The 24,445-nt window shown below is 52.5% G+C and carries 20 protein-coding genes and 1 pseudogene; 13 read left to right on the top strand and 8 right to left on the bottom strand.

Going from position 1 to position 24,445, the window contains the following annotated elements; all coding sequences use genetic code 11:
• Positions 1 to 3 precede the first annotated feature (3 nt).
• The 6 genes from xerC (UNDKW_RS20080) (at position 4) to UNDKW_RS20055 (ending at position 5,622) form a co-directional block, all read left to right on the top strand.
• Entirely contained in the window at positions 4 to 1,122 is a 1,119-nt protein-coding gene (xerC, locus tag UNDKW_RS20080; protein WP_162060153.1) for a site-specific tyrosine recombinase XerC, read from the top strand.
• Entirely contained in the window at positions 1,119 to 1,304 is a 186-nt protein-coding gene (locus tag UNDKW_RS20075) for a hypothetical protein (protein WP_162060152.1), read from the top strand. Before xerC (UNDKW_RS20080) ends, UNDKW_RS20075 begins: the two co-directional genes overlap by 4 nt.
• A 662-nt stretch (positions 1,305 to 1,966) precedes the next feature.
• Entirely contained in the window at positions 1,967 to 3,217 is a 1,251-nt protein-coding gene (locus tag UNDKW_RS20070; protein ID WP_162060165.1) for a hypothetical protein, read from the top strand.
• Positions 3,218 to 3,227: 10 nt separating this feature from the next.
• Positions 3,228 to 3,620 (top strand): hypothetical protein, encoded by a 393-nt coding sequence (locus tag UNDKW_RS20065; protein ID WP_162060164.1) that lies wholly within the window; start codon positions 3,228 to 3,230, stop codon positions 3,618 to 3,620.
• A 1,096-nt stretch (positions 3,621 to 4,716) separates the two neighbouring features.
• Complete coding sequence (locus tag UNDKW_RS20060; RefSeq protein WP_162060163.1) at positions 4,717 to 5,163, top strand: hypothetical protein; 447 nt, start codon at positions 4,717 to 4,719, stop codon at positions 5,161 to 5,163.
• Between the two features lie 141 nt (positions 5,164 to 5,304).
• On the top strand, positions 5,305 to 5,622 hold the full coding sequence (locus UNDKW_RS20055) for a DUF2958 domain-containing protein (RefSeq protein ID WP_162060162.1): 318 nt from the start codon (positions 5,305 to 5,307) through the stop codon (positions 5,620 to 5,622).
• Between the two features lie 436 nt (positions 5,623 to 6,058).
• Here UNDKW_RS20055 and UNDKW_RS20050 read toward each other — a convergent pair whose 3' ends face one another.
• The 5 genes and pseudogenes from UNDKW_RS20050 to UNDKW_RS20030 all read right to left on the bottom strand — a co-directional run bounded on the left by UNDKW_RS20050 (position 6,059) and on the right by UNDKW_RS20030 (position 11,411).
• Positions 6,059 to 6,904, bottom strand: a complete 846-nt coding sequence (locus tag UNDKW_RS20050; RefSeq protein ID WP_162060161.1) for a replication-relaxation family protein — start codon at positions 6,902 to 6,904, stop codon at positions 6,059 to 6,061.
• A 14-nt stretch (positions 6,905 to 6,918) separates the two neighbouring features.
• Positions 6,919 to 8,706, bottom strand: a complete 1,788-nt coding sequence (locus UNDKW_RS20045) for a type IV secretory system conjugative DNA transfer family protein (RefSeq protein WP_162060160.1) — start codon at positions 8,704 to 8,706, stop codon at positions 6,919 to 6,921.
• Positions 8,707 to 9,069: 363 nt separating this feature from the next.
• Positions 9,070 to 9,837, bottom strand: a complete 768-nt coding sequence (locus UNDKW_RS20040; RefSeq protein WP_162060159.1) for a hypothetical protein — start codon at positions 9,835 to 9,837, stop codon at positions 9,070 to 9,072.
• Positions 9,837 to 10,772 (bottom strand): DUF4398 domain-containing protein, encoded by a 936-nt coding sequence (locus tag UNDKW_RS20035; RefSeq protein WP_162060158.1) that lies wholly within the window; start codon positions 10,770 to 10,772, stop codon positions 9,837 to 9,839. The genes UNDKW_RS20040 and UNDKW_RS20035 overlap by 1 nt, the downstream gene beginning before the upstream one ends.
• Before the next feature lie 81 nt (positions 10,773 to 10,853).
• Positions 10,854 to 11,411 (bottom strand): annotated as a pseudogene (locus UNDKW_RS20030) (recombinase family protein).
• A 1,020-nt stretch (positions 11,412 to 12,431) separates the two neighbouring features.
• On the opposite strand from UNDKW_RS20030, the gene UNDKW_RS20025 reads away from it, so the two are divergent.
• The 3 genes from UNDKW_RS20025 (at position 12,432) to UNDKW_RS20015 (ending at position 14,862) form a co-directional block, all read left to right on the top strand.
• Positions 12,432 to 13,121 carry a hypothetical protein gene (locus UNDKW_RS20025; protein ID WP_162060157.1) on the top strand — a complete coding sequence of 230 codons (690 nt, stop codon included), beginning with the start codon at positions 12,432 to 12,434 and terminating at the stop codon, positions 13,119 to 13,121.
• A 70-nt stretch (positions 13,122 to 13,191) separates the two neighbouring features.
• Positions 13,192 to 13,689: an NUDIX domain-containing protein gene (locus tag UNDKW_RS20020; protein WP_162060156.1), complete on the top strand. Its 498-nt coding sequence runs from the start codon at positions 13,192 to 13,194 to the stop codon at positions 13,687 to 13,689.
• Between the two features lie 180 nt (positions 13,690 to 13,869).
• Positions 13,870 to 14,862, top strand: a complete 993-nt coding sequence (locus tag UNDKW_RS20015; protein ID WP_197892940.1) for a Fic family protein — start codon at positions 13,870 to 13,872, stop codon at positions 14,860 to 14,862.
• 21 nt (positions 14,863 to 14,883) lie between these two features.
• Here the strand turns inward: UNDKW_RS20015 and UNDKW_RS20010 are convergent, their stop codons facing one another.
• Both UNDKW_RS20010 and UNDKW_RS20005 read right to left on the bottom strand, forming a co-directional pair.
• Positions 14,884 to 15,060, bottom strand: a complete 177-nt coding sequence (locus UNDKW_RS20010) for a hypothetical protein (protein ID WP_162060155.1) — start codon at positions 15,058 to 15,060, stop codon at positions 14,884 to 14,886.
• A gap of 305 nt (positions 15,061 to 15,365) precedes the next feature.
• Entirely contained in the window at positions 15,366 to 15,704 is a 339-nt protein-coding gene (locus UNDKW_RS20005) for a helix-turn-helix domain-containing protein (protein WP_162062038.1), read from the bottom strand.
• 134 nt (positions 15,705 to 15,838) lie between these two features.
• Between UNDKW_RS20005 and UNDKW_RS20000 the strand changes: the two genes are divergently transcribed.
• The 4 genes from UNDKW_RS20000 to UNDKW_RS19985 all read left to right on the top strand — a co-directional run bounded on the left by UNDKW_RS20000 (position 15,839) and on the right by UNDKW_RS19985 (position 22,149).
• Positions 15,839 to 18,901, top strand: coding sequence for a CHC2 zinc finger domain-containing protein (locus UNDKW_RS20000; RefSeq protein WP_162060154.1), 3,063 nt, complete (start codon positions 15,839 to 15,841; stop codon positions 18,899 to 18,901).
• 7 nt (positions 18,902 to 18,908) lie between these two features.
• On the top strand, positions 18,909 to 20,027 hold the full coding sequence (xerC, locus tag UNDKW_RS19995) for a site-specific tyrosine recombinase XerC (RefSeq protein WP_162060153.1): 1,119 nt from the start codon (positions 18,909 to 18,911) through the stop codon (positions 20,025 to 20,027).
• A complete protein-coding gene (locus UNDKW_RS19990) occupies positions 20,024 to 20,209 on the top strand; it encodes a hypothetical protein (RefSeq protein WP_162060152.1) in 186 nt (61 codons plus the stop codon). Before xerC (UNDKW_RS19995) ends, UNDKW_RS19990 begins: the two co-directional genes overlap by 4 nt.
• A gap of 554 nt (positions 20,210 to 20,763) precedes the next feature.
• Entirely contained in the window at positions 20,764 to 22,149 is a 1,386-nt protein-coding gene (locus UNDKW_RS19985) for a hypothetical protein (protein WP_162060151.1), read from the top strand.
• A gap of 673 nt (positions 22,150 to 22,822) precedes the next feature.
• Here the strand turns inward: UNDKW_RS19985 and UNDKW_RS19980 are convergent.
• Positions 22,823 to 24,412, bottom strand: coding sequence for an IS66 family transposase (locus tag UNDKW_RS19980; protein ID WP_162059049.1), 1,590 nt, complete (start codon positions 24,410 to 24,412; stop codon positions 22,823 to 22,825).
• Positions 24,413 to 24,445 lie beyond the last annotated feature (33 nt).

The following is a 24,445-nucleotide window of genomic DNA, read 5'->3' as shown; positions in this document are numbered from 1 at the left end:
GCCATGCCTTCAGGTCCATCCACCCCACGCCAACGCTTTACCAAACCCGTCGGCGATCCTAGGGACGCCCGTGGTCTGTACGCTGCCATGCGTCGCTTCCTTGAACATCGCGGCATCACCGGCAGCACAGAAAGCAGCCTGTATAACCTCGAACGTTACATCCGCGACTTCATCGCCTGGGCCGATGCAAGAAGCGTCACCCATCCCGAACACGTCAGCCAGGCCGTGCTGGAACGCTACCAGCGCCACCTCTACTACTACCGTAAAAAAGATGGTGCAGCCCTCTCCATTGCCAGCCGCCGTGCCAAGATTGTGCCGCTCAGAAGCTTCTTCAAATGGCTGACCCGGACAGGCCACATTCCTGCCAACCCTGCTTCAGAACTCGACCTACCCAAAAGCATACGCCGCCTGCCGCGCCATGTGCTCAGTGTCAAGGAAGTCGAGCGTGTCATGGCCTGCACCGATATCCGCCAGCCTATCGGCCTGCGCGACCGCGCCATCATGGAAGTGCTGTATGCCACTGGTATGCGCAGGATGGAAATCACCCATTTGCAGATCAGCGATATCGACATTGATCAATGCGTCGTCCTGATCCGCGAAGGCAAGGGCAGAAAAGACCGCCTCATTCCCCTCGGTGAACGCGCCCTGTACTGGGTGCAACTCTACCTCGATCAAAGCCGTCCGCAACTGGCCTGGAACCTGCAGGAGCACACCCTGTTTCTAAGCCGTGAAGGTACTGCCCTCAATGAAAGCTGGCTCTCTACCACCGTGGCCCAGTATGTCAAACGGGCAGAACTGGGCAAGCACGGCGGCTGCCACCTGTTCCGCCACACCATGGCCACCCTGATGCTTGAAGGCGGGGCCGACATCCGTTTTATACAAGTCATGCTCGGCCATGCAGAAATGAGTACCACCCAGATTTATACCCAGGTCGCCATCCGGCAATTGCAGCAAGTCCATGCCAGCACGCACCCAGGAGCGCAGAGGCGTGTCAAAGCCGTGCAAGCGACCACAGAAGCAATGCAGCACCAGGAAGGGCGGGAACAGGCCGCAGATGCGTTATTCGCTGTCTTAGACAGGGAAGCCGAAGCCGAAGCAGAAGAGGACGAGGCCAGCCCATGAGCATCCAGATTCTGCTGAACTTGGACGAAGAGCAAGCCTGGGCGCTGGCGCAATTCTTGAAGCGTGCGGGCTATAGCGACTATCGTCCGCTGGCCGCCAATGAACAAGAAGCGCAAGACATGCAAGCAGCCGCTGACAGGCTGCGCATGTCACTTGCTGAACAAGGCATCGCACCGCGCTAAGACTTCATGTGTGTCTGAAAAAATTAATCAAAGCAATCAAAAATCTGCCAATGCCTGCAAGGTAAGCCAGGCTGCGCAAGGGGTTCTTCAACTTGCGAATCATCGGTGAAAAATCACGCTGCCATGTTGCGAATGTGGTGTGTTTCATTTGCCTCTCCAAAAAAATAATGTGTATGAATCATCGCATACCGACTTCAAAAAACTGCTCACGATAAACAGCCAAAAATGGGGTATTTAGTGATTTTTTTAAGTTTTTACGGTATCTGATTGATCGATACTAATGAAAAGTGGTGGGCGTGGTTGCAAAAAGTAAAACCAATTCCCTCCATAGCAAGCACTCTGACAAGAAAAAATTAGCTTCCCTCTTTAGCTGCCAAGACAGTACATCTCCCCGTCGCACATTTAAAAACTGCACGTCGGCGCAAAAAAGTTAAATTACGGCCCTGTGAAGCCTGTCCGACTAGCCAAGAGCCGCGTCATTACTGCGTGTGCGGGGAGGTCGGTTACGACTTTGCATCCGGCCAATTGCGTTTGGCAATGCCCTGGGCGAGAGTCTCGGAGCGCAGAACACCAGTGGCTTTGCGATACGTGAACGGCCTCTTGCAACATTCTTTAAGCCTGGAGAACTTGAAAAGGTTAACGTTCCATATATAGATGATATTTTGAATCCAGCTGCACAAAATGTGACGGAAGAGCCGATTTCTTTTTATGATGACGAGATTGCACGCGCCAAGCGTATGATGGATAAAGAGCAGTATAAAATCATTCCGTCTACTTCACCCCTTTTGAGAGATGCCTCATCACAGATGTATACAGGTGGAATGAGAACTGGCGGTAAAGCTACATACATCACTCCTCGCATCATCCCGAACGATAGTGTTATTCAGAGTCTGGGGTCATTGGAAGAAATTATAGCGAAACATGGTCAACCAGCTTATATAGACCAAAAAACGGGTGCGATGACATGGGCAATACCTGATCCCTATGCTAGTGTGGAAAGAAGATTTTTGCCTGACGGGAGTACGCTTGAGAAAGATCCTGGTTATTTTGCGACCATACGAAACATATGGGGAGCATATTCCGCTGACAAAATTGATTTTGGAGGTGCTGCCTCAATGACGTGGCAGAATACCAAATACTATGTCCAAGGTTCTGAGCGAATTAAAGGTGCTGGACAAGCCATTGGAGGTGGCCTGGAGATAGCCGGTGCCATACCATTGAGTGCAACGACTGTTGGCGCAATTGTTGGTGTTCCTTTGGCTTGGCATGGTGGGGATAATGTTGGTACGGGTATCAACAGGATGATCAATGGTGAACGACAAAATACACTGACATATGATGGTGTAAAAGATTTAACAGGTTCCTCTCGCTTTGCTCAAGCCGTAGATGACGGCATGCCATTCTTAGGCGGTGTGGCTGGGGCCGGACAGTTGATAAATGCGGCTAGTAGAAACGCGGCTAGTAGAATAGGACCGCGATTTCGTGAGGTGGAAGTAAGTAGGCCCGATTTTGCGCACCCTGATGATTATTTTGCATACACAGAGAGGTATGCTGATCCACGTGGCTTTGTAGATGATTTTGTTTCTCAAATGAAGGGGATAAAACCTTCTGTCGATCCGTTATATGATCCTAAATTGACGTCATACGGTAGTGCTTTAGTGGCACCTCAAGTGCCTGTTGGAAGTGAAGTTTTGAGGATCGGAAAAAGTGCACTTATAAGGGACAGCGAACTTTTCAAGTCGATATGGCACGAAGAAATGCATATTCGATTAGGACGTCAGGCGCAGCTTGGTAACTGGAAAGCAATGGAATTGACAACTGGGCCGCTGATTCATGAGGAGATATATGTTGAGCGAGTTGCGACGCGCTATGCAAAGTTATACCAAATGAAGCATGGGCAATTTAACCACTAAAGAGGTAGTAATGAGTAACGAAGTCATTTTTAAAAGTTGTATGGATAGTTTGATCAGAATTTTAAATGAATTGGAGAGTAGCTCAGCTCCAGAAAATACGAAACGGATTGACTTGGCAATTCGTTTTGCTAAAGAAATCGAATTACTTTGGCCTTCAATTCCTCAATTTGTCCCAGAAAGTGGAAAAAATATTGGAACCGATGCTGACCCTACAAATTATGAGACATACAAATTACTGAAGAGTTTCGGTTTAACTCTTGATGAGCTTGTGCAGGTGGCAAAAAGTGAAAACCTACCAGAGTTAAGAATCGTAAGGATGGTAAGACTTGTATATGGAGTTGGATTGGATGAGGCGTGTTCTTTATTGAAAGATTTCTTGCAATTAAAAATTTTAAAAAACTAGAGTCAAATTCCTGCCTGCCCCGTTCAGTGTTCAGTTAAGCCAAATCCCTTCGCCAGATCAGCAATTTTTGCAAAAAACGGCGGAGGGATTTGGATCAGTCAACGTGCAATTAACGTAAGGCAGCCACACACAGCAAAAGCCAGGGTATTCCCTGATTAAAGTGGCTCACTGACGGGGCTTGCACAAAATCTTTTGCAATTGATAGCAAAATCCATATCCTATGTGGGAGATGCAAAGCAATTTGCACTCTTCTGCGAACCTGCTCAGTACTAACCCTACTGCTCGCGTTCTGAACATTGCTAGACCAGGCCAGTGTTCAGGACACGAGACAACGGGAACCTAGAAGGACGAAACCAAACAGATTTCAAGGCCTGGTCGCTTCCTGTTTGGTTTTTTTGTGTTTCGTTTCTCCGGTTGGACGGAAGTAAATCCCTGAATTGCCAGGTAGGTGCCCCGTGCGTGAACAACATGCACCCAGCGGGGAAGGAGACATCGTGGGCGACCACGGGGGTGTGCATGGCTGGCTGTTCCGACGAACGACACGGAAAAAAAGCCCAGTAAAGTATCGGCGTGGGCGGCAACGGTCTCGGACGATGGGGAGCAATCCTGAGGCATGCAACAAGCACCCACACCTTCCTGCCTCACTTGCCATCATTCTGCAATAAAAAGAAAAATGGTCAAGGGGGACAGGGGGTATGACACCGAGCATTGTCCTCTGAACTCACCGGAAAACACCCCCGCAACCGGTCAAAACTCCTCCATAGCAAAGCGTTCACCCCACCCGCCACACTTTTATATCCCCAGCAACAAAGCTCCCCAAAACCCCAATAAACCCCGATTCCCAACAAGGCTAAAAAATCACAATTCACCTCTTACAAAAATTCCCCGATCCATGATTTTTTAACCAGGCAGACAGCGTAAAGACACCGCGTAGATGATGAACATCCCTGCTGCATTTCTGCATAGCCCACCAACTGCACCGGCCCCTCGCCAGAATTTGCAAAGCCAGGCCGACACCATATACTGCCAGACAAGCACCGGTTGCTATGCCAATTGTGGCAAGTTGTGACCGGTTGCTGCCTATCTCCATCCTCCCATGTTGCCTCCTACTCCTTCCCGCCTGACCCTGGCCGATGTCGCCCGTGGTGCCGCCATGAGCGTGCAAAACCTGCGCAAGGTCTACATCAACAAAGGCCGCCTCACTGTCTGCCATGACAGCCTTGATAAGCCCTATGTCGAACTGATTGAATGTATTCGGGTCTTCCCTGGCTTCCAAGTGCCAAACAAAGACAAACCTGTTGCCGACAACCCAGTTGCGCCAGGTTTCCAACTGTTGCAGCAACAACTCAGCGCCCAGGACACAGAAATAGCTACCCTGCGCCAAAAGTTGAGTGACGAAGCCCACCAGCGCCAGCAAGCGGAAGAACGCGAAACCTGGTTGCGGCAACACCTCGACAGACTCGCCCAAGAAAACCTCCTCCTGCTATCCGCACCGGCCAAGACAGCAAAGCCCTCCTGGTTCGCCCGCCTGCTCGGCCATTAGTGAGCAGGCTACCAGCAACCGACAGCAAGCAGACGCAACCGCCTGGCAACCAGACAGCAACCAGGCAATCCCTGGGTATTGGTCGGGGACTCGTGTGCATGTTGCGCATGGGTCGCCCACCGACACACAGGAGCAGCAAGCATGCAGCAGCAAAACAAACTCATCGAAGCCGTGGCCGCCCGCCTCAAAGATTACCCCCTCTACAGCCAGGAAGACAGCGCAGGCAACCCCATGATCGCCGCCAGACTCTTCAATGCCGCTGGTAGCGGCACCTGGTACTTGAGCGAGTTCGATGGCGAACGCATTGCCTTTGGCTATGTCACCGGCCTGGATTACGATGAATGGGGCTATGTCGATCTACAGGAAATGGCCGCCATCCAGTTTAGCGGCTGGCACTGCATCGAGGTTGATTTGCACTTCACCCCTTGCCGCTTCTTGGACTTGCCACCGTCTACCTAGACTGGTTGCCAGCCACAGGTGTAAAATAAAAACGCCCCCAGGTTCATACCAGGGAGGCGTTTTTTACTTCTTCACGCTCGTTTTATGGATGCTTGTCGATCTTGCCTGACCCGCAAAGCACGCCTACATAGAGAAACACGCCGAGCCGTTGCATTATTAATGCGCGACACCGTGATCTTGCTAGCCTTGCTTTACTGGATAGGTACACACTACGTCTAGACGCTGGACAGAAGTAAAGCCCTGCTGTTCGGGTAGATGAGGGGTGGGATGTTCGCGCATTCCACCCCCTTATCTTATTTGCTGACTCATTGACCTGTTTGGCCTGTTTGATCTGTTGATCCGTCTGCCTGCTATCTTAGGCAGCAGTGCCACCGAGTCAAGCCAGATTCCCCAGTCTGGGCCCGAACTGCTCCATGCCCAGACGCTTGCTGCTGACTCAAGGCGAAGCAAACAAAGGCGAGGGCGAGCCATCGAGCCTGAAAAAACCTGCTGCCACGCCCCTTGTGGCGATATCCGGCAAAGTCGATACCTGGAAAATACCCAAAAAATCCTTCACAAAACTTGCCCCCGCCTTGCCTGCATGAATATCCTCTAGCAACTGCGCCATGCGCTGCGGCGACTCCGTGACCAGCAGCACGAAAGGCGCACGGGGATGCTGGAAACGCTGCGAGATGGCCTGGGTATCGATGGCCTGCGCGTAATAGCGCACCCGATCCAGGAGACGGGTGCGGCCCGTGGTGCGGTCAATCTCCACTGCCACCAGGCGCGATTTACTGCCATGCTCAAAGCGCAATACCCAGTCAGGAATGATAGGATAATCCAGCCCTGGCACGACCACACGGTTAACAGCGAACTGCGAGGCATCCTTCTTCCAGTAGCCGATACAGCGCGACACCGCCACATCCTCCGTACTATCGGCCCATTCCCAGAACTTGGCGGCAAACCAGGCACAAGCCTCCCTATGAAAATGGTCGGCAAAGGCAAAACTGATGCCCCCTTGCGGGTAATACACCGTGCCAGGCGGCCAGGCTTCCAGCTCGGCCACATAGGCCGCACCGGCCTTGGTCAGTGCATAAGTGGTACCGAGCGCCTGCTTGTTCCTGGTGTAAAACACCTTATGACAGATCATCCCCAAGCCATGCTCAATCTCATGCAGCAAATGATAGGTAGTGCGCGGCTTGCGCTGGCTGCCGGTCAGCTTGTGTAATAAATCCATGCTGGCAAACTGGGTACGTGCCAGCAGGCGCAGGATTTTTAATTGCTCAGGTTGGAGAGAAGGCATAGGCAAAAAGAGAGTTAGGCGTGATCCCAGTCAGGGTCACGCAGACGCTGCAAACGGGCGCGTTCCGTGTCGGAAGCAGCAGAGGGCGTGCCACTGCCACCATGGCCGCCATAGGCAGGCATGCCCGCCTGCGGCTTGCCAGTCAGGCTGTGGTCACGGTAATAGCGCGCCAACTGGTCAGCCTTGACCTGCTGCCATTCCTGCTCACTGATGCTATGCGCAAAATTGCGCAAATCCTTGCGCACCGTGGCACGGTGCAGATGGGGAGGCACCCTAAAGATGAACTCACCGCGCCGCAAATCCTGGATGGCTTCTTCTGGCGCACCCGTGATTGCGGCCAGGCGTTTGACACTGGCAGGGTCACCCGAATAACCGGCGATACGCATGCCGGAATTGCCGAAGACCTGGCTTTCCATGGTGGGCGTCATGCCTGCCCCAGGCACTTGCTGGGCGAGCGTCAGGAACAAGCCATATTTACGCGTCTTGGCATAAATATCCTCAATACTCTCATTCAAGAAAGCATCGGCCTCATCGATATAGGCAAAGCAGGGGCGGCGCAAGTGTGGCAAGACATCCTGCCGGCTCATCGCCGCAGAAAACAGGGACGACAACAGAAACTTACCCCAGTCAGCGGCCACCCCATCGCCCATATTGCCGGACAAATCCACCAGGATAATGGCACCGCGATCGATCTCCTGGCGCAAGTTGAAGGTGGAAGCCCCTGTGACACAACGGGTAAATACCGTGGAGCTAAACAGGTATTGCAGGCGGCTGCGGAGAGCCACGCGAGAATTATTGTAGTCACCGTCCTTGAAATCCTCGCGGATAAATTCGGCATTGACCGCGTTATCCTGGGAATGGGCGGCCAATAGCTCACGCAATGCCTCGGCTGCCGGTTTCTTGGGGTTGCCCATGGCCGCCCACAGATCAAGCAGGCTGGCATTGGCTTGCTTTGCCATCGGTGGCAAGACCGTGCGCAAGAGCGCCACCATGCGTGGCGTGATCTCGGCTTGCTGGGTGCCGACTACCCGTTGCAGGCAGCGCACCAGGTAAGACACGGCGGCATCCTGATAGGGGTTGCGATTGATCTCCTCGAAGGGGTTCATGACAGGCGTTATCATACCTTCTGCTCCGGCCAGATAAGGGTCGATATACAGCAGCCTGCCGCTTCTGGCGACTTCTGGCCAGCGGGCAATCTGCTGCACCATATCGCCATGTGGATCGAATACGACCACCCCTTCCTGGCGTCGTACCCGCTCGAACACCAGCGCCTTGATGAGTTCTGACTTGCCATAGCCAGAGCTGGCGGCAATGAATCCATGGGCCACACTGCCTCCTTCTGGAAACGGCATGGCCCAGCGACGAAAAAACGCCTGACGGGTATCACGACCAGCCCATGCCAGATACGCTGCATACAGCTTGGGCGACGCAGGTGTGGTGGCAAAATGCGTCAGGATGTCGCGGGCTTTGGACTCATAGGCGATAGACAAGTGGGTCAATAAATCGGCACGGCGTTCGCTGACATAGGGCAGCAACTTGGGGGCGGCAGGGCGGTGGCGGTGCAACGGCAAGCGTTCCCAGGCGCGTTGTATGGAATCCGAAGGCAACAGATCACCTGCCAGCACCCCACAAAATTCGCTGTAGGTCAGCGGTAGTGCCTTGTTGCTGGTGGCTCGCCATTGGGTAATCAAAGCAGATACCCGTTGCGCATCCAGGGCCAGCAACCCACCAGAGAATGCCGTGCTGTGTTGCGCCGCTTCCTGGGGCGTCATGTGCTGTGCAACAAAGGTCGATAAATCCATGCAGAACCCCCTGTTTCGATGTTCCCGACCGCCTGGCAGGAGGCAAGGATCATCCCATTATGAAGCCAAGAATGAGACAACACCCCTGGCGCACAAACCTTTATATCCTAAAGGGATAGCGAGTCAAATTTGGCCGAACACAGTACTGATAAACAGCCCTGTAGGCGACACCGGCACGCCACCAAACCGCCAGCCCTCGCACAGACAACCTACAGCAACCGGCAACAACTCAGCGACAACAAGCAGACCAGCAACCACAGCGCCACTACCGCCAATCCATTCCCATCACTGTCACACCTCAACTGACAAGCCAGTCATGCAGCGCAACTGCATTCAATCACCAGGCCGCTTTGCTGGGGCGTACTAAAAAGCACCCGCCAGGGCTTCTGCATACAATTTGTCGATGGTGTGCCGTGCATCGGCCTCCTTGCCCGCCTCGATAAACTTGGTGACAGTTTCCATCAGCATGGCATAGACCTGCTCGCCCATATTCAATTCTTGCTGGGTGCGCATGATTTCGAGCTGGCGGATATGGTCTGCCCTGGATTTGGATTCAGAAAAGCGGGCAGCGGCGTACATCTTGGTTACTTCGCCCATGACCGCATCCTGTTGCAGCAGCATGGTGGATATCGTGTTGACGACGGACACATGGGCATCATCAATGGTCTTGAGCATAGATGCCTGGTATTCCAGAGAGGCCAGCGTGAGGGACTTGTTTAAGTCGGCTTGCAGCTCCTGGAGTTTGAGGTAATGGCCTGCACGCTGCATGTCGATATCATGGGTGAAACGACGGGCATCGGCATCTGCCTGATTGCCAGCACGCACAGCTTCCAGGTCACGACTGTTGTCATATCGCTGCTGCTCCAGGTCACGGTTGTTAGCATGCTGTTGTTGCACCAGATGGCTGTTGTGGTCGTGCCGTTGTTGTTCTATTCCACTGCTATTGGAATAACGTAATTGCTCTAGTTCACTATTGTTGTAATGCCGTTGTTGTTCCAGATTGGTCGTTTGCCGTGCCTGGAATTGGGCGATGTGTGCTTCGCCTGTTAGCTTCTCTTGCAGGAAATGCAGCTTACTCTGGTAGCCTGGGTCAAGTTGTGCCTGAAGGGTGGCAAGGTTCGTCCATCCCATTATGTCGTTTCCTTCAATATGGCCAGTCTTGCTTCCAGTGCCTTAATCTCTTCCAGTTTGGCAACATTGGCCTGGAGTGCGGCAATACGGGCATCACGCTCATCTTGGACGGGCGGCGCAATGGGGAGAGGGCGGTGGGCTTGTTGCTCCAGGCGATCAGCCAAGTGGTCAATGGTCTGTGTTTGCGTTGCCACATTCTCGGCCTGGAGCTTCTGGCCTGCCTTGATGAGGTCTTTGGTTATCTTGGCAGTTTCTGCGGCGACGTTCTTGGTGACTGCACCGACTGCCTGGGCGGTTTGTACGGCGCTTCTCTCATGCTCTCCCCCTAGATCACGGGTGCGGATAAGATGGATATTGTGCTCGTCTTCGAGTTCAGATTGGAGATGAAAAAGCCTGGCTTTATGTTCGTCGATGGTTTTAGTAATGCGCTCGGCGATATCTGTGGCCAGCTTCTTCCTGTCTTGTGGCTGTTTGGTGGTAACTAAAAATAAGAGTATCACGAACCCTGTACCTGTCAAGCGCCATAACCAAGTCGGAAGATCCACACTAAATATAAAACTAATACCCTGTAGAAGGAGCCAATTGAACAGGAGACCGCCGAGAGGCGCACCCACGAAAGCCTCCCAACATTCCTCACTAGACGGCCTGACAATTTGCTTTGAGTTGGCAATACAGTGCATGTCCTGAGGCAAAGTGCTGATGGTTGCAATTCGAGTGTTGATATCCTCAAGAATCTCTTTGCGCCTGCGTTCGGTTTGAATCTTGTCCACATGCTCTGGCCACTTGAATTGACCAGAGTCGACGCACATGATCTCCCTGATACGGTCATGAATGTCTGCTTTATTAAAAGCATGTCTGACGGGTGTCAGCATCTTGTCGTCCAGGTCCCATTTGTTCATGTAAGACTTAATCTCATCATTGGTAAGTTCAGACATCGACCACTCCTTATGCACGTATCAAAAAAATAGTGCCAGGCCGCAAGAAAACAGATATGCAGCCTGGAAGAGTCATGACTATTACACAATTATTGGTGATTGCAAATTGCGGTGTAGGGTGGCGCGTGGTATGTCTAACTTGATGGCAGTTTGCCGTATGGAATTGCCTGCGGCGATTAAGCTGCGGGCGGCTTCGAGCTGACCAGGTGTAATGGTCATGCGGCGACCACCCAAATGACCACGGTTGCGTGCTGCTGCCAGGCCTGCACGGGTGCGTTCGCGGAGCAAGTCGCGCTCCATCTCGGCCAGGCTAGCCATGACGTTAAAAAAGAAACGGCCTGCGGGTGTGCCTGTGTCAATCCCATCGGTGATGCTGTGCAAATGAATACCACGCTGGCGCAAGTCTTCGGCCAGTTTGACCAATCAGCCCAATGTGCGGCCAAGACGGTCTAGCTTCCAGACCACCAGGCTATCGCCTTCGCGCAAATACGATAAGGCTTCAGATAAGACGGGGCGCTGCATCGATGCTCCACTGGCGGCTTCTTCAAAGACCTTATCGCAGCCAGCCAGTGTCAGGGCATCCAGTTGCAGGTGTAAATTCTGGTCGCGTGTAGAGACGCGAGCATAGCCGATCTTCATAGACGAAATAATTAGGAAATGAATGTGAGGTGTCCCATCACCCGTCTCATTGTAAGAATAATTTAAAAAAAGCAAGAGACGAGATAGTGAGACACAAAAACCGCTATTTACCGTCGTGAAGAGTGATCCTGGTTGCTGTGTCCCGTAAAGGAAGGTTTGTGGGGCAGATTGTTGTAGAACAACCACTTGTCAACTGAATTTTAAAGGCGCATAGTTGCGGGATGTTGTGACGATGGTCATCGTCGCGTCATTATTGCGTCCTACGATAAGGATACAAGAATGACATAGCTCAATTATTACTACATCTACTACTCGGAGTTTGATTTGCAAAACGATTCAAGATAATGCGTTCAAAGCGCACCACAGTTATTGTGTCTGCGTAGTCGCATAAATCGTCATGCCATCCCTGCTTGTCGCTGAATTTCGGTGACATGTCTCTATTACACGCAAATTTGTAGCAAAATTCAAACGATCACAATAAATGGTGTGCTATATTACATATGACACCGCAATTCTAGTAATAAAAGATTTGCCCGCCAACTCGGCATATTGTTCCTGCGTAAGTGGTGTCAAGTAAGAAGCAGGCCGCCGAGGACATAACTGTATGTGAGTATGTCTGGCGGCTTTTTTTTTGCCAGAATTTGGCTTAAAAAAAACTCAGCCCACTTCCTAGGGTGGGCTGAGACGCTGCAAAGTTTGAAGCTCTAATGTCGGAACGGTCTTGAATGATGTGAAAGATTTGCGAACCTATCATCAGGCAAGTCGTTTCCGGCATCCCTCGCACATGAAACATGTTTGAGGCGTTTTGCCGTTTATGGGACGACAACCCCAGATTATCACTAATATGGGGGTGAGATGCAATAGCGAATTCAATGGAATTTGAATCGTTAAAGCTATACACACATCTTTTATAAACCTTCTGACAGAAAAGTAAATTTTTTGTTTGAAGAAAAGGCTCAATTGCCAAAAATAGCGTTGCATGTGTAAAAAAATATTGTTTTTTTACCACATGGAGGCGTTATGAGTAGCTATCCCAGAGAATCATTCAATATTGGTCTTGAAGTTTTATCAACTTCATTGCTGATTTCTTCCAAAATGAAGAAATTCTGCATCGATCAACTCAGGCAGGTCTTGTCTTCTCCAACACAGTACGAAGTCAGGCATGTCCCTCAAGTTATGTATCAAATCATTGTATTGGATACACCAACGACAGAAGTTCGTTTCCACATTTACGAAGATTGCAAGGAGACGTATATCCATAATCATAAACACCCGTTTCTCAGCTATGGCTTACAGGGAGGGTATACCGAGAAAATATGGCGATGGGACAAGGATGAGAAAAGCAAATTTTTTTGCTTTGTTCGTCATAAGGGCGGCCAACTGAATGCACCACATGAGTTTCTTGGTCGTTTAAGTCAGTGGTATACCCGCAAGCACTTTGTAGGCAACATATTGACTGTCGGAAACAATAGTTATCATTCGATAGCATCTGCTTCAGGACGTGAGCTTCCTGTTACGTTGATTATCAAAGACAAGTCCCTTGATAGCGGGCAAACACTGGTGTTAAGCAAAACAAGGGAAATTCATGAGCCGATTATTCCAATCCGTTCCCCAGGGCGAGAGGAAGTGGCAAATTGCCTGAAGATACTTGAGCGGATATTGAAAAAGTTTGAGCGTGACAATCCCTCCTTATTACCTATGCTTGCATAGCAATGTAGTCCGGTCTAACAAGGCCGGACTACATCCTCTTTGCGCTACCTATTTTTAGAAAAAGTCTGATATGAACCGAAAAAATTTACCTTACAGAGAAAAGACGGAATTATTTCTCTTGACCAGAAGTTATGAAATCCTGGCGCAAGATCATGGAAAATATATTATGTTTCCAGGTGGAGGTGTTGATCCCAATGAAGATATTGTTGCTAGTTCCAAGCGTGAATTATTAGAGGAGGTCGGCTATGAAATTGTGGGGGATATTTATCCTGTCGTGACAGTGGAGTGGGACTGGTTTCCTGAATGGGCAAATACGGCAACACGAAAGGCAAGATACGAAGAATTTAGAGGTGAGCGAGTCTTTTTATTTTGCGGTTTATGTCAGCCATCAAAGGCGGAAGGTGAAAAGCATGGCGACCAGTGGCAAGGAAATATTGCCATGGGAATTGATGCTTGCTTGTCTTTGTTTGATGCATATTGTATGGAGGATCATGTCAATACCTATGCTTATCGTATTGCTCAACGATGCGCGATTAACTCTACTAAATTACTGAAGCTTGTGAGATAGATTGTTGTATCACACGATGTTTATTTCGTTGGCGCGTCAACTCTGTCAGGTGGTGCGATTTATGCCGCCTGACAATTCTCTTCTATACCGATTTGCTGGAGCTTGCCGCTAAAGTGAATACAATGGCTGCATTCGTCCACCAACTGGTGGCGTTACTCCTTGCCAGTATTAAGTTAAACGATGAAAACGACCCCAGAACAACACCCCGCAGCCATCCTATCGCCGGAAGACAAGACCCATGTTCAAGCCTTGCGCCAGGTCTTTGTGGAGCGTGTTTTATCCGTTACCCAGACCACTATGGACATGAAGAAATTGCTGGCCCGTGCCTTCCCTGATGTCAGCAATGAAGTCAACGGCGATTTACGCGCTGCCCTCGACCAGCTCGATGATTTGAAGCGCTGCCTTGATAGTTTCCGTCCTCTCAATCCAACCCAATTAGAAAATTTGCAGCGTACCTGGGACACCGAATATACCTACGAGTCCAATAGAATCGAAGGAAATACGCTCTCTTTACAAGAAACGCACATGGTCATTGCCAAAGGCATGACCATCAAGGGCAAGTCCCTGGATGAACACCTGGAGGCACGCAATCATCAGGCAGCTATCGGTTATATCCGCGAACTGGCAGGGCAAGAAGTGGTCTTGAATGAGCGCCTGGTGAACCACATCCATGCCATTGTGCTAGGGGGTATCCGTCCACTTGATGCCGGAGTCTATCGCAAGGTGCAAGTAGAAATTACTGGTGCGCGGCATGTGCCGCCGCCACCTTACCTGGTGCCAAAACGCATGGAAGACGTGTTCCATTTCTATGATGAATACGCTACGGCATTCCATCCAGCTTTATTGGCTGCTGACATGCACGAAAAAATCGTCACAGTGCATCCCTGGATTGATGGCAATGGTCGCACCTCACGACTGGTGATGAACCTCATCCTGTTACAGCATGGTTATCCAATAGCGCGTATCTCTGGGGATGATGATGCCAGGCTGGCGTATTACGCAGCCCTGGAACAGGCGCAAGTCGATGGCAATATCGAACCCTTCCGCCAATTGGTGGTGGACTACATCAAGCAAAGCTTCTTTGAATACCTGGCTGCGGTGGTGGTTAATGCCGGTGAAGACATGGAAACCAAAGGTGCTTACTTCTACGAGCGCATGGCCCATTATGTGTAGCATTAAAAAATGCCATTGACACTAAGACGCTAACACCTCAACTGGTGTGCCGCGTTGCGCTTCGGTCACCAGTAAAGCATCGATCTCTGCATAAACTTCCAGCGTGGCGGTATCGGTGCAGGCAAACAAGTGCAAATCCTCTTCGACTGGATTGATGGGGAATGGTGCCGTGACACCTGGCGTGGTGTAGTAGTCCACCAGTATCTTGCGTGATTCTCTGAGTTTCTCAATCGCTAAAAAGCGGCGCTCACGTTCAGCAAGTCACTCTGCTGGGGCGTTGGCAATCTTACTTTGAACGGTCTGGAGCTGTTCGGCCATGCTACTGCGCGACGCAGGTGCTGCCATCTGTGGGGTGTTCATATGGAGGGGGATGAAAGAGTAGCCCATTTACAATATCGAATAGAGAGATTATTTGCAAATGGTGTGTTCTTCTTTTAAAAAGAAAAAAAAGCTCCCCCTATCCCCGACCTCGGCGGTAGGGGATTTTTTTTAGCGGCTAGTTTTTATGGTTTGATCCAGCGCTTGGCATCATGCTTGAGAATCATTCCCTCCAGCAATTCCCTGATGACTTCCTTCTCTTCCTGCGAAAATTGGCTGATGGCCTCGAATTGCAAGCGTAGATCGTCCGAGGGGCCACGTTGATCCTCCTGGTCGAAAACCAACATATCCGCACTCACACTAAGAGCAATTGCCAAGCGCCGGATAACATCAAGCGTAGGTTGCGAAGTGCCTCCCTCGTACCGGCGGATTTGCAGCACATGCACACCAACCTTGTCGGCAAGCGCTTGTTGTGTCAAACCACGCTCTTTGCGTAGAGCGGTCACACGTTCGGGAAATTCCATAGCGAGGAAAGCTGGTAATTGAGCGAACGTCACTATAAGTCCCCCTTTTTAACTGACTTGTTCAAAGATAACATATATGTTAGTTTACGTATATCCGAATAGAGTATTGACAGGTTTCCAGGGGAAAGTGATTTATGGCAAGAATACCAACAGCAGAAGTCGAGCGGCTAAAGAATGAAGTGTCGGTCGAGCGCTTGGTGGAATCCGCTGGTATCGTTTTAAAAAAGAGTGGCAAAGACCAGCTCGGCCTATGTCCCTTCCATGCCGATAGCGAACCCTCCCTGATCGTCACCCCCGCTAAAAACCTGTGGCACTGTTTTAGCTGCCAGATTGGTGGCGGCCCGATTGACTGGGTGATGAAGCTGCGCGGTGTCTCGTTTCGCCATGCGGTCGAATTGCTCAAAACGGATTCTTCTTTAGCTGCCAGCCCTGTTGGTGACTCTCCCGTCAAACGCAGCGTCGTGCGCAGCCTGCCGCCGCCGGTCGTGTTTGATGCAGACGACCAAGACTTGCTGAATCAAACCGTGGATTACTACCACCAGACCTTGCTGGCTTCGCCGGAAGCTCTGGCCTACCTGAAACAACGTGGCCTCGATCATCCCGACCTGATTAGCCGCTTCAAGCTTGGCTATGCCAATCGCAGCCTGGGTCTGCGCTTGCCCGTCAAGCGTCAGCAGACCGGCGAACAAATTCGCAGCCGTTTGCAGCATGTCGGCCTCTACCGTGACAGCGGTCACGAACACTTCAATGGCAGCCTGATCGTTCCCATTCTTGACCAGGCAGGCAATGTCACCGAAATCTATGGTCGCAAGATACGTGATGACCTGCGCAAAGGCACCCCCAAACACCTCTACCTGCCCAACCAGGGCAGAAGCGCTGGTCGCGGCATCTGGAACGAACAGGCACTGGCAGATAATAAAGAAATCATCCTATGCGAAGCACTGATCGACGCCATGACATTCTGGTGCGCCGGTTATACCAATGTCACCACCAGCTACGGCATAGAAGGTTTTACCGATGACCATCTGGCCGCCTTCCAGCGTCACGGCACCCAGCGCATCCTGATTGCTTACGATAGAGACGAACCAGGTGACAAGGCCGCCGACAAGCTGGCCCCCCAACTGATTGCTGCTAGCATCGAATGCCTGCGCGTACACTTCCCCAAAGGTATGGATGCCAACAGCACCGCCTTGAAACTGACACCCGCCCACCACAGCCTGGGCCTCATGCTCAGACAAGCTGAATGGATAGGGCGACCCGCCACCCCCATTGCACCCGCGCCAGTCGTTGCATCTCCTGCGCCTCCAGACTTGCCGCCGATGGTTGAGCCTCTTCCTTTAGCCGCTGAGGCAATCGCCGCCGACATCACGGCCCCGACCATTGCCGTGACCACCGCCACTCCAGGCAGCGAAGCCGACCAGGTACATGCTGCCGAACTCGACAGCGATGAAATAACGATGGTGCAGGACGAACGTCACTGGCGCATCCGTGGCTGGAAAAAAAATACCTCGCCCGAATCTATGCGCGTGAATTTGCAAGTGCGTCTGCAAGCGAGCGGATCAGGCGAACACAGCGCCTACCATGTTGATACCCTTGACCTGTACGCTGCCCGCAGTCGCGCCACCTATATCAAACAGGCTGCCGTCGAACTGGCATTGCCCGACAATCTCATCAAGCACGACATCGGCACGCTACTGCTGCGCCTGGAAACCCTACAAGACGAACTCATCCGCAGCAACTCCCAAGCTAAAAGTCAGCCCCTGACACTGACTGCCGAACAAGAAGCCGCCGCCCTCCAACTGTTGCAAGCCCCTGACCTGATTGCCCGTCTCGTGGCCGACATGGAACGCTGTGGTGTTGTTGGCGAAGCCAATAATTTACTGGCAGGCTACCTGGCCGCAGTCAGTCGCAAACTCGACACCCCGCTGGCTATCCTGATACAAAGCACCAGCGCTGCTGGTAAAAGCAGTTTGATGGAGGCCGTATTAGCCATGGTGCCGCCAGAAGACAAACAGCAATACAGCGCCATGACAGGGCAAAGCCTGTTCTATCTCGGTGAAACCGACATGCAACACAAGATACTCGCCATCGCCGAAGAGGAGGGCGTACGGCAAGCGGCCTACGCCTTAAAACTCTTGCAAAGCGATGGTGAACTCAGCATGGCAAGTACCGGCAAGGATGATGTCACCGGCAACCTCGTCACCAAGCAATACAAAGTCAAAGGCCCCGTCATGCTCATGCTGACCACTACCGCCATTGATGTCGATGAAGAACTCATGAACCGCTGTTTAGTCCTCACCGTCAATGAAAGCCGCGAACAAACCCAGGCCATCCATGCACGGCAACGCTCAAAACAGACCCTGGCAGGCTTGCTGGCCGCCAACGACAAACAAACCATCACCGAGTTACACCAGAATGCCCAGCGCCTGTTAAAGCCGGTGCTGGTCGTCAATCCCTATGCCGATCAACTGACCTTCCTCGATGAACAGACCAGAACCCGGCGCGATCATATGAAATACCTGACCCTGATACGCGCCATTACCTTATTGCACCAGCACCAGCGTGAAGTCAAAACAGTGAATCACAATGGGCAGCAGCTTGCCTATATCGAAGTCACCAAAAGCGATATTGCCCTAGCTAACACCATTGCCCATGAAGTGCTGGGCCGGACACTGGACGAATTACCACCGCAGACCAGACGCTTATTAATGCTCGTACACGACATGGTGAACCGGATGGCGCAACAACAAGACATTTCCCTGCGCGAAGTACGTTTTAGTCGCCGTGACATCCGCGATATCACCAAATGGAGTGACAACCAGCTCAAGGTCCACTGTGCACGGCTCACCGAAATGGAATACCTGATCGTGCATGGTGGCAGTCGTGGCCATGCCCTGCAATATGCCTTGTTGTTTGATGGCAAAGACACCGGAAAACAATTATGCGGCTTGCGGGATGTACAGGATTTGGCCTCAGATAATGACTACGACCGCAGCAAGTTGGGGCAGGCCATTGGCAAGTTGCCCCCAAGTTTGCCGCAGGTTGCCCCCAGGTTGGAGCGTGTACCAACCACTCAGACCCAGGCAGCACAAGGCTTGCCAGCAGATATAAAGGATGCACCACAAAATAAGCGTATACAGCCCCTGCATAACGGCAGTCCTGTCATAGCCGCTGCCATGGCAGCCAGCATAGTCTGAGGTCGCCATGCCTTCAGGTCCATCCACCCCACGCCAACGCTTTACCAAACCCGTCGGCGATCCTAGGGACGCCCGTGGTCTGTACGCTGCCATGCGTCGCTTCCTTGAACATCGCGGCATCACCGGCAGCACAGAAAGCAGCCTGTATAACCTCGAACGTTACATCCGCGACTTCATCGCCTGGGCCGATGCAAGAAGCGTCACCCATCCCGAACACGTCAGCCAGGCCGTGCTGGAACGCTACCAGCGCCACCTCTACTACTACCGTAAAAAAGATGGTGCAGCCCTCTCCATTGCCAGCCGCCGTGCCAAGATTGTGCCGCTCAGAAGCTTCTTCAAATGGCTGACCCGGACAGGCCACATTCCTGCCAACCCTGCTTCAGAACTCGACCTACCCAAAAGCATACGCCGCCTGCCGCGCCATGTGCTCAGTGTCAAGGAAGTCGAGCGTGTCATGGCCTGCACCGATATCCGCCAGCCTATCGGCCTGCGCGACCGCGCCATCATGGAAGTGCTGTATGCCACTGGTATGCGCAGGATGGAAATCACCCATTTGCAGATCAGCGATATCGACATTGATCAATGCGTCGTCCTGATCCGCGAAGGCAAGGGCAGAAAAGACCGCCTCATTCCCCTCGGTGAACGCGCCCTGTACTGGGTGCAACTCTACCTCGATCAAAGCCGTCCGCAACTGGCCTGGAACCTGCAGGAGCACACCCTGTTTCTAAGCCGTGAAGGTACTGCCCTCAATGAAAGCTGGCTCTCTACCACCGTGGCCCAGTATGTCAAACGGGCAGAACTGGGCAAGCACGGCGGCTGCCACCTGTTCCGCCACACCATGGCCACCCTGATGCTTGAAGGCGGGGCCGACATCCGTTTTATACAAGTCATGCTCGGCCATGCAGAAATGAGTACCACCCAGATTTATACCCAGGTCGCCATCCGGCAATTGCAGCAAGTCCATGCCAGCACGCACCCAGGAGCGCAGAGGCGTGTCAAAGCCGTGCAAGCGACCACAGAAGCAATGCAGCACCAGGAAGGGCGGGAACAGGCCGCAGATGCGTTATTCGCTGTCTTAGACAGGGAAGCCGAAGCCGAAGCAGAAGAGGACGAGGCCAGCCCATGAGCATCCAGATTCTGCTGAACTTGGACGAAGAGCAAGCCTGGGCGCTGGCGCAATTCTTGAAGCGTGCGGGCTATAGCGACTATCGTCCGCTGGCCGCCAATGAACAAGAAGCGCAAGACATGCAAGCAGCCGCTGACAGGCTGCGCATGTCACTTGCTGAACAAGGCATCGCACCGCGCTAAGACTTCATGTGTGTCTGAAAAAATTAATCAAAGCAATCAAAAATCTGCCAATGCCTGCAAGGTAAGCCAGGCTGCGCAAGGGGTTCTTCAACTTGCGAATCATCGGTGAAAAATCACGCTGCCATGTTGCGAATGTGGTGTGTTTCATTTGCCTCTCCAAAAAAATAATGTGTATGAATCATCGCATACCGACTTCAAAAAACTGCTCACGATAAACAGCCAAAAATGGGGTATTTAGTGATTTTTTTAAGTTTTTACGGTATCTGATTGATCGATACTAATGAAAAGTGGTGGGCGTGGTTGCAAAAAGTAAAACCAATTCCCTCCATAGCAAGCACTCTGACAAGAAAAAATTAGCTTCCCTCTTTAGCTGCCAAGACAGTACATCTCCCCGTCGCACATTTAAAAACTGCACGTCGGCGCAAAAAAGTTAAATTACGGCCCTGTGAAGCCTGTCCGACTAGCCAAGAGCCGCGTCATTACTGCGTGTGCGGGGAGGTCGGTTACGACTTTGCATCCGGCCAATTGCGTTTGGCAATGCTCTGGGAAGTAGTTTGGCTGGCTCCAATATAAGCTATAGCGCCAAAGAGCAATTTGCGGACACGTTGCGAGAAATGAACCGGGGAAGCTGGGCGGCTACCATGCCGCAAACTGTCGTCAGCTCAGATCAATCAGTACCAGATGATAGCTCGTGGATGCCGCTTAGCAGTCAAGATACGGATAATGGTGATAGTGATAGTGATGGTGATGGTTTAAGTGGTGGTTCCTCGAATTCCGTGGTTGTTGATGAGAAGAAATACAGCGTTGAGATTATTGGTCATCACATGACTCCAGAAGAACGCTTGAAGTCCTATGGACTAGATTTCTTTGACTATGTTTCCCCGAAAAACTACGGCGATACACCTGACGACGTATTGGCACGCAGGCCATATAGTGATACTGCTGCGAACGCTGAAAGAGTAAAACGGGCTGCTGAACGAGGGCAAATACAAGTTACGATGCGTGGTGCGGTTGGTGGATTTGTTTACAAAACTTTCTCCAATACAGTTAGCCTCATGGCTGCGGCACCAGCTGCCAGATATGTTGCAACACAATTAGGTGCGCGGGCCACTACCTATATGGGGAGAGCCATTGCAGGTGGCGCTGGCGGCAGCGTATTTGATATCGTACAGCAGGCTCAGGATAATATTGCGCACAAACTTAGTGGCGGGTCAGTAGGCCATAACGGTTTCTCAGGAAAGCAATTTGCAGTATCAACTACAGTGGGCGGCGCGCTTCCTGTTGCTGGTAAATTCATCATGAATTCACCGCAATATGTAAACAAAGCCTACAATTACGTTAAGGAAGGTTTGCAAGATTATGCAGAACGAGGAGGCTTTGAAAAGCTAGGTCAATATGTGAACCAACGTGCTGGTTTTACTGTTGTTCCTCAGCCGATGTATGTTGTGCCGCCTGGACCTAGCGGGGCAAATAGCGTAGAGGCTGCGCGGATGTCTGGTGGCCTACGTCGCCCGGCAAATGTTCTACTTGATGATGCCGACATTAGTCGCCTCACACGTGAATTTGTCGAAGTCGGTGGTGACCCTTCGAAACTTCGCTTTAACTCTGGTAGGCAAACGTCATACGTAGATGAGCTTGATGTCTTTCGTGTTCGCGGCGATGTTCTTCCGCTTGAGGATGCTTTACACCCACGCTCAAGTATGTCGAGTCGGGCAACCCTTGCACATGAATTGGGCCATCAGGCACATCAAGGAACAAGAGTCCCCATCGGCGCCTGGAATGACGAATTTAGAGCTAGTTATTGGGGAGCAAAAAATGCACCGGGTCTGTCTTCAGCAGAACGTGCTGACTTGTTAAGCGACGCGATTATGCGTGCGCGGGAGGCTGGAGCACCGATCAAAATGAATAAATTTATGAGGGAAACACTGTATGGATACTAATGCAAAACGGCAGGTGACGGAGGAGGAAGTCTTGTTCGTTGAGGAAGCATTTTCTGAGTATGAAGCACAGGGGGAAACCCATAAGAAATGTCCCTGGTGCACCGGAGAATTGAAATTCAACGCTGTAGTTTCTGGCTACAGCATCCGGTGCGCTGAGTGCGAATTTAAGGTGACGGTGCGGGGCATATAAGGAAGACGCTGTGACGGGAGCGAAAGACGGGGTCAGGTCTCACATTGCGACATTCCGAAAAGCCGGGGTCAGGTCTTTCATTACGACATTCCTGACCCGACCGCCGTGCTTGTAGATGTTTGAGACACGACGCCCAGCAAGACAAACTCAGTCAGCCTGCACAGCCTCACCCTGAGGCCGTGCAAACAAAGCCGGGGTCAAGTCTTACATTACGACATTCTGACTTGATCGCCGTGCCTGTAGATGTTTGAGACACGACGCCCAGCCAGACAAACTCAGTCAGCCTGCACGGCCTCACCCCGAGGCCGTGCAAACGCTGCCAGCATCTCCGCCAGAACTTCCTCACGCGACTTCACGCCAGCTAACACCTGGCCGTGTCGCCAAGCCTGCTCATCCGTCACTGCGATGTCCGACAAAGCAAAGGAAGCCGCCACCTGCCTAAAATCCTCGTAAGCGTCCAGCCGCCCCACCTATAAAAAGAAGTTATAGCTGTGTAGAGTTCGGAAATGGCAGCAGCGAATCGATCTGGTTGTTAGGGCACGTCGGGAGACGTTCCAGGACGCTGGTCAGCCATTGCATCGGATCAAGGCCATTGAGCCTGGCGGTGCCCAGCAAGGTCTGGATGGCGGCAGCACGGCGGCCGGCGCGTTCTGAGCCGGCGAACAGCCAGTTCTTCTTGCCTATGGCAATCGGACGTATCGCGTTTTCGACCGCATTGTTATCAATCGGCAGCGTGCCCGAATCGATATAGCGCACCAGCGCCGGCCAGCGTTTGAGTGCGTGCTCAATGGCCTTGCCCGTGCCGCTGCCTGGTGCGACAGCTTGTTGCATCGTCTGCAGCCAGGCATGCAGTTCAACCAGTACCGGCCTGGCTTGCACTTGCCGTAGTTGCAGGCGCGCTTCGGCCGTCGCGCTCGCGGCCTGTTGCTCGATGGCGTACAGTGTTGCGATGCGGCGTAGTGCCTCGGCCGCCACCGGGCTGCCGTTGGCCGCATGTAGCTCGAAGAACCTGCGCCGCACGTGGGCCAGGCAAGCCAGTTCGGTCACGCCATCGGCGAACAGTGCCTTGTAGCCGGCATAGTCATCCACCATAAGATGGCCGCGCCATGTACCGAGGAAGGTGCGTGCGTGAGCACCGGCACGGCCGCTCTGGTAGTCAAACACGATAATGGGTGGCCCCTGGTCCAGATGGTTGGAGCGATAGGCCCACAAATAGGCGTGTTTGGTCTTGCCCTGGCCGGGATCAAGTTGGCGTACCGGGGTTTCGTCGGCATGCAGGCAAGGCCGCTGCAGCAGCAGCCCGGCTAGTCGCTCGCTTAAGGGTTGCAATACCACGCCGAGCTTACCTATCCAGCCTGCCAACGTAGAACGCGCCAGCGGCACACCCTGGCGGGCGGCGATCTGTTCCAGCCGGTACAGCGGCAAATGATCGGCAAACTTGCTGACCGCAACCCAGGCCAACAAGCCGGGAGCGGCGAGGCCACCATCGATCACCGCTGGCGGGATCGCCGCAGCGGTGACCGTGTCGCAGCCACGGCAGGCATATTGAGGACGAATATGGCGATGCACAAAGAAGCGTGCTGGTTCGACATCAAGTTGTTCGCTGACGTCTTCGCCGATCTTGACCAGGTCGCGCCCGCAGGCTGCACATTGGCAAGAGCTTGGTTCATGGCGGTACTCAATGCGCGGCAGTTCGCTGGGCAGCGGCTGGCGACCGGCACGGCTGCGCGGCTTGGCCGGACGCGGCGCTTGCAGCGCCTCCAGTTCGGCCTCCATCGCCGCCAGGTCGGCATCGCCGGCTTCGTTGAACATATCCAGTTGCTCGCCGCTGTAGGCTTCGCTGGCCTTGCCGAAACGGATGCGCCTGTGATGCGCCAGTTCCAGCGTCAGTGCCTTGATCTTGATGTCCTTGGCGTGCCCAGCGGCACTCAACGCATCCTGCTGTCTCTGCAGGACGTGTAGTTGGGCATCCTTCGCAGCGATCAACTCGTCCTTCTGGGCCAGCATGGCCTGCAACTGCGCAAGGAGCGCAGGGTCGGCGTTGGTATGGGCGAGTTGTTCGAGCAGATCCATGGCGCCATGTTAACAGATTCGCGTCGAAGTTAA

This window comes from Undibacterium sp. KW1 (assembly GCF_009937955.1).
In the GTDB taxonomy this organism is placed as follows: Bacteria; Pseudomonadota; Gammaproteobacteria; order Burkholderiales; family Burkholderiaceae_D; genus Undibacterium.
Note: the sequence above shows the minus strand (reverse complement) of the source record. Positions and strands in the feature narration are given on the sequence as shown.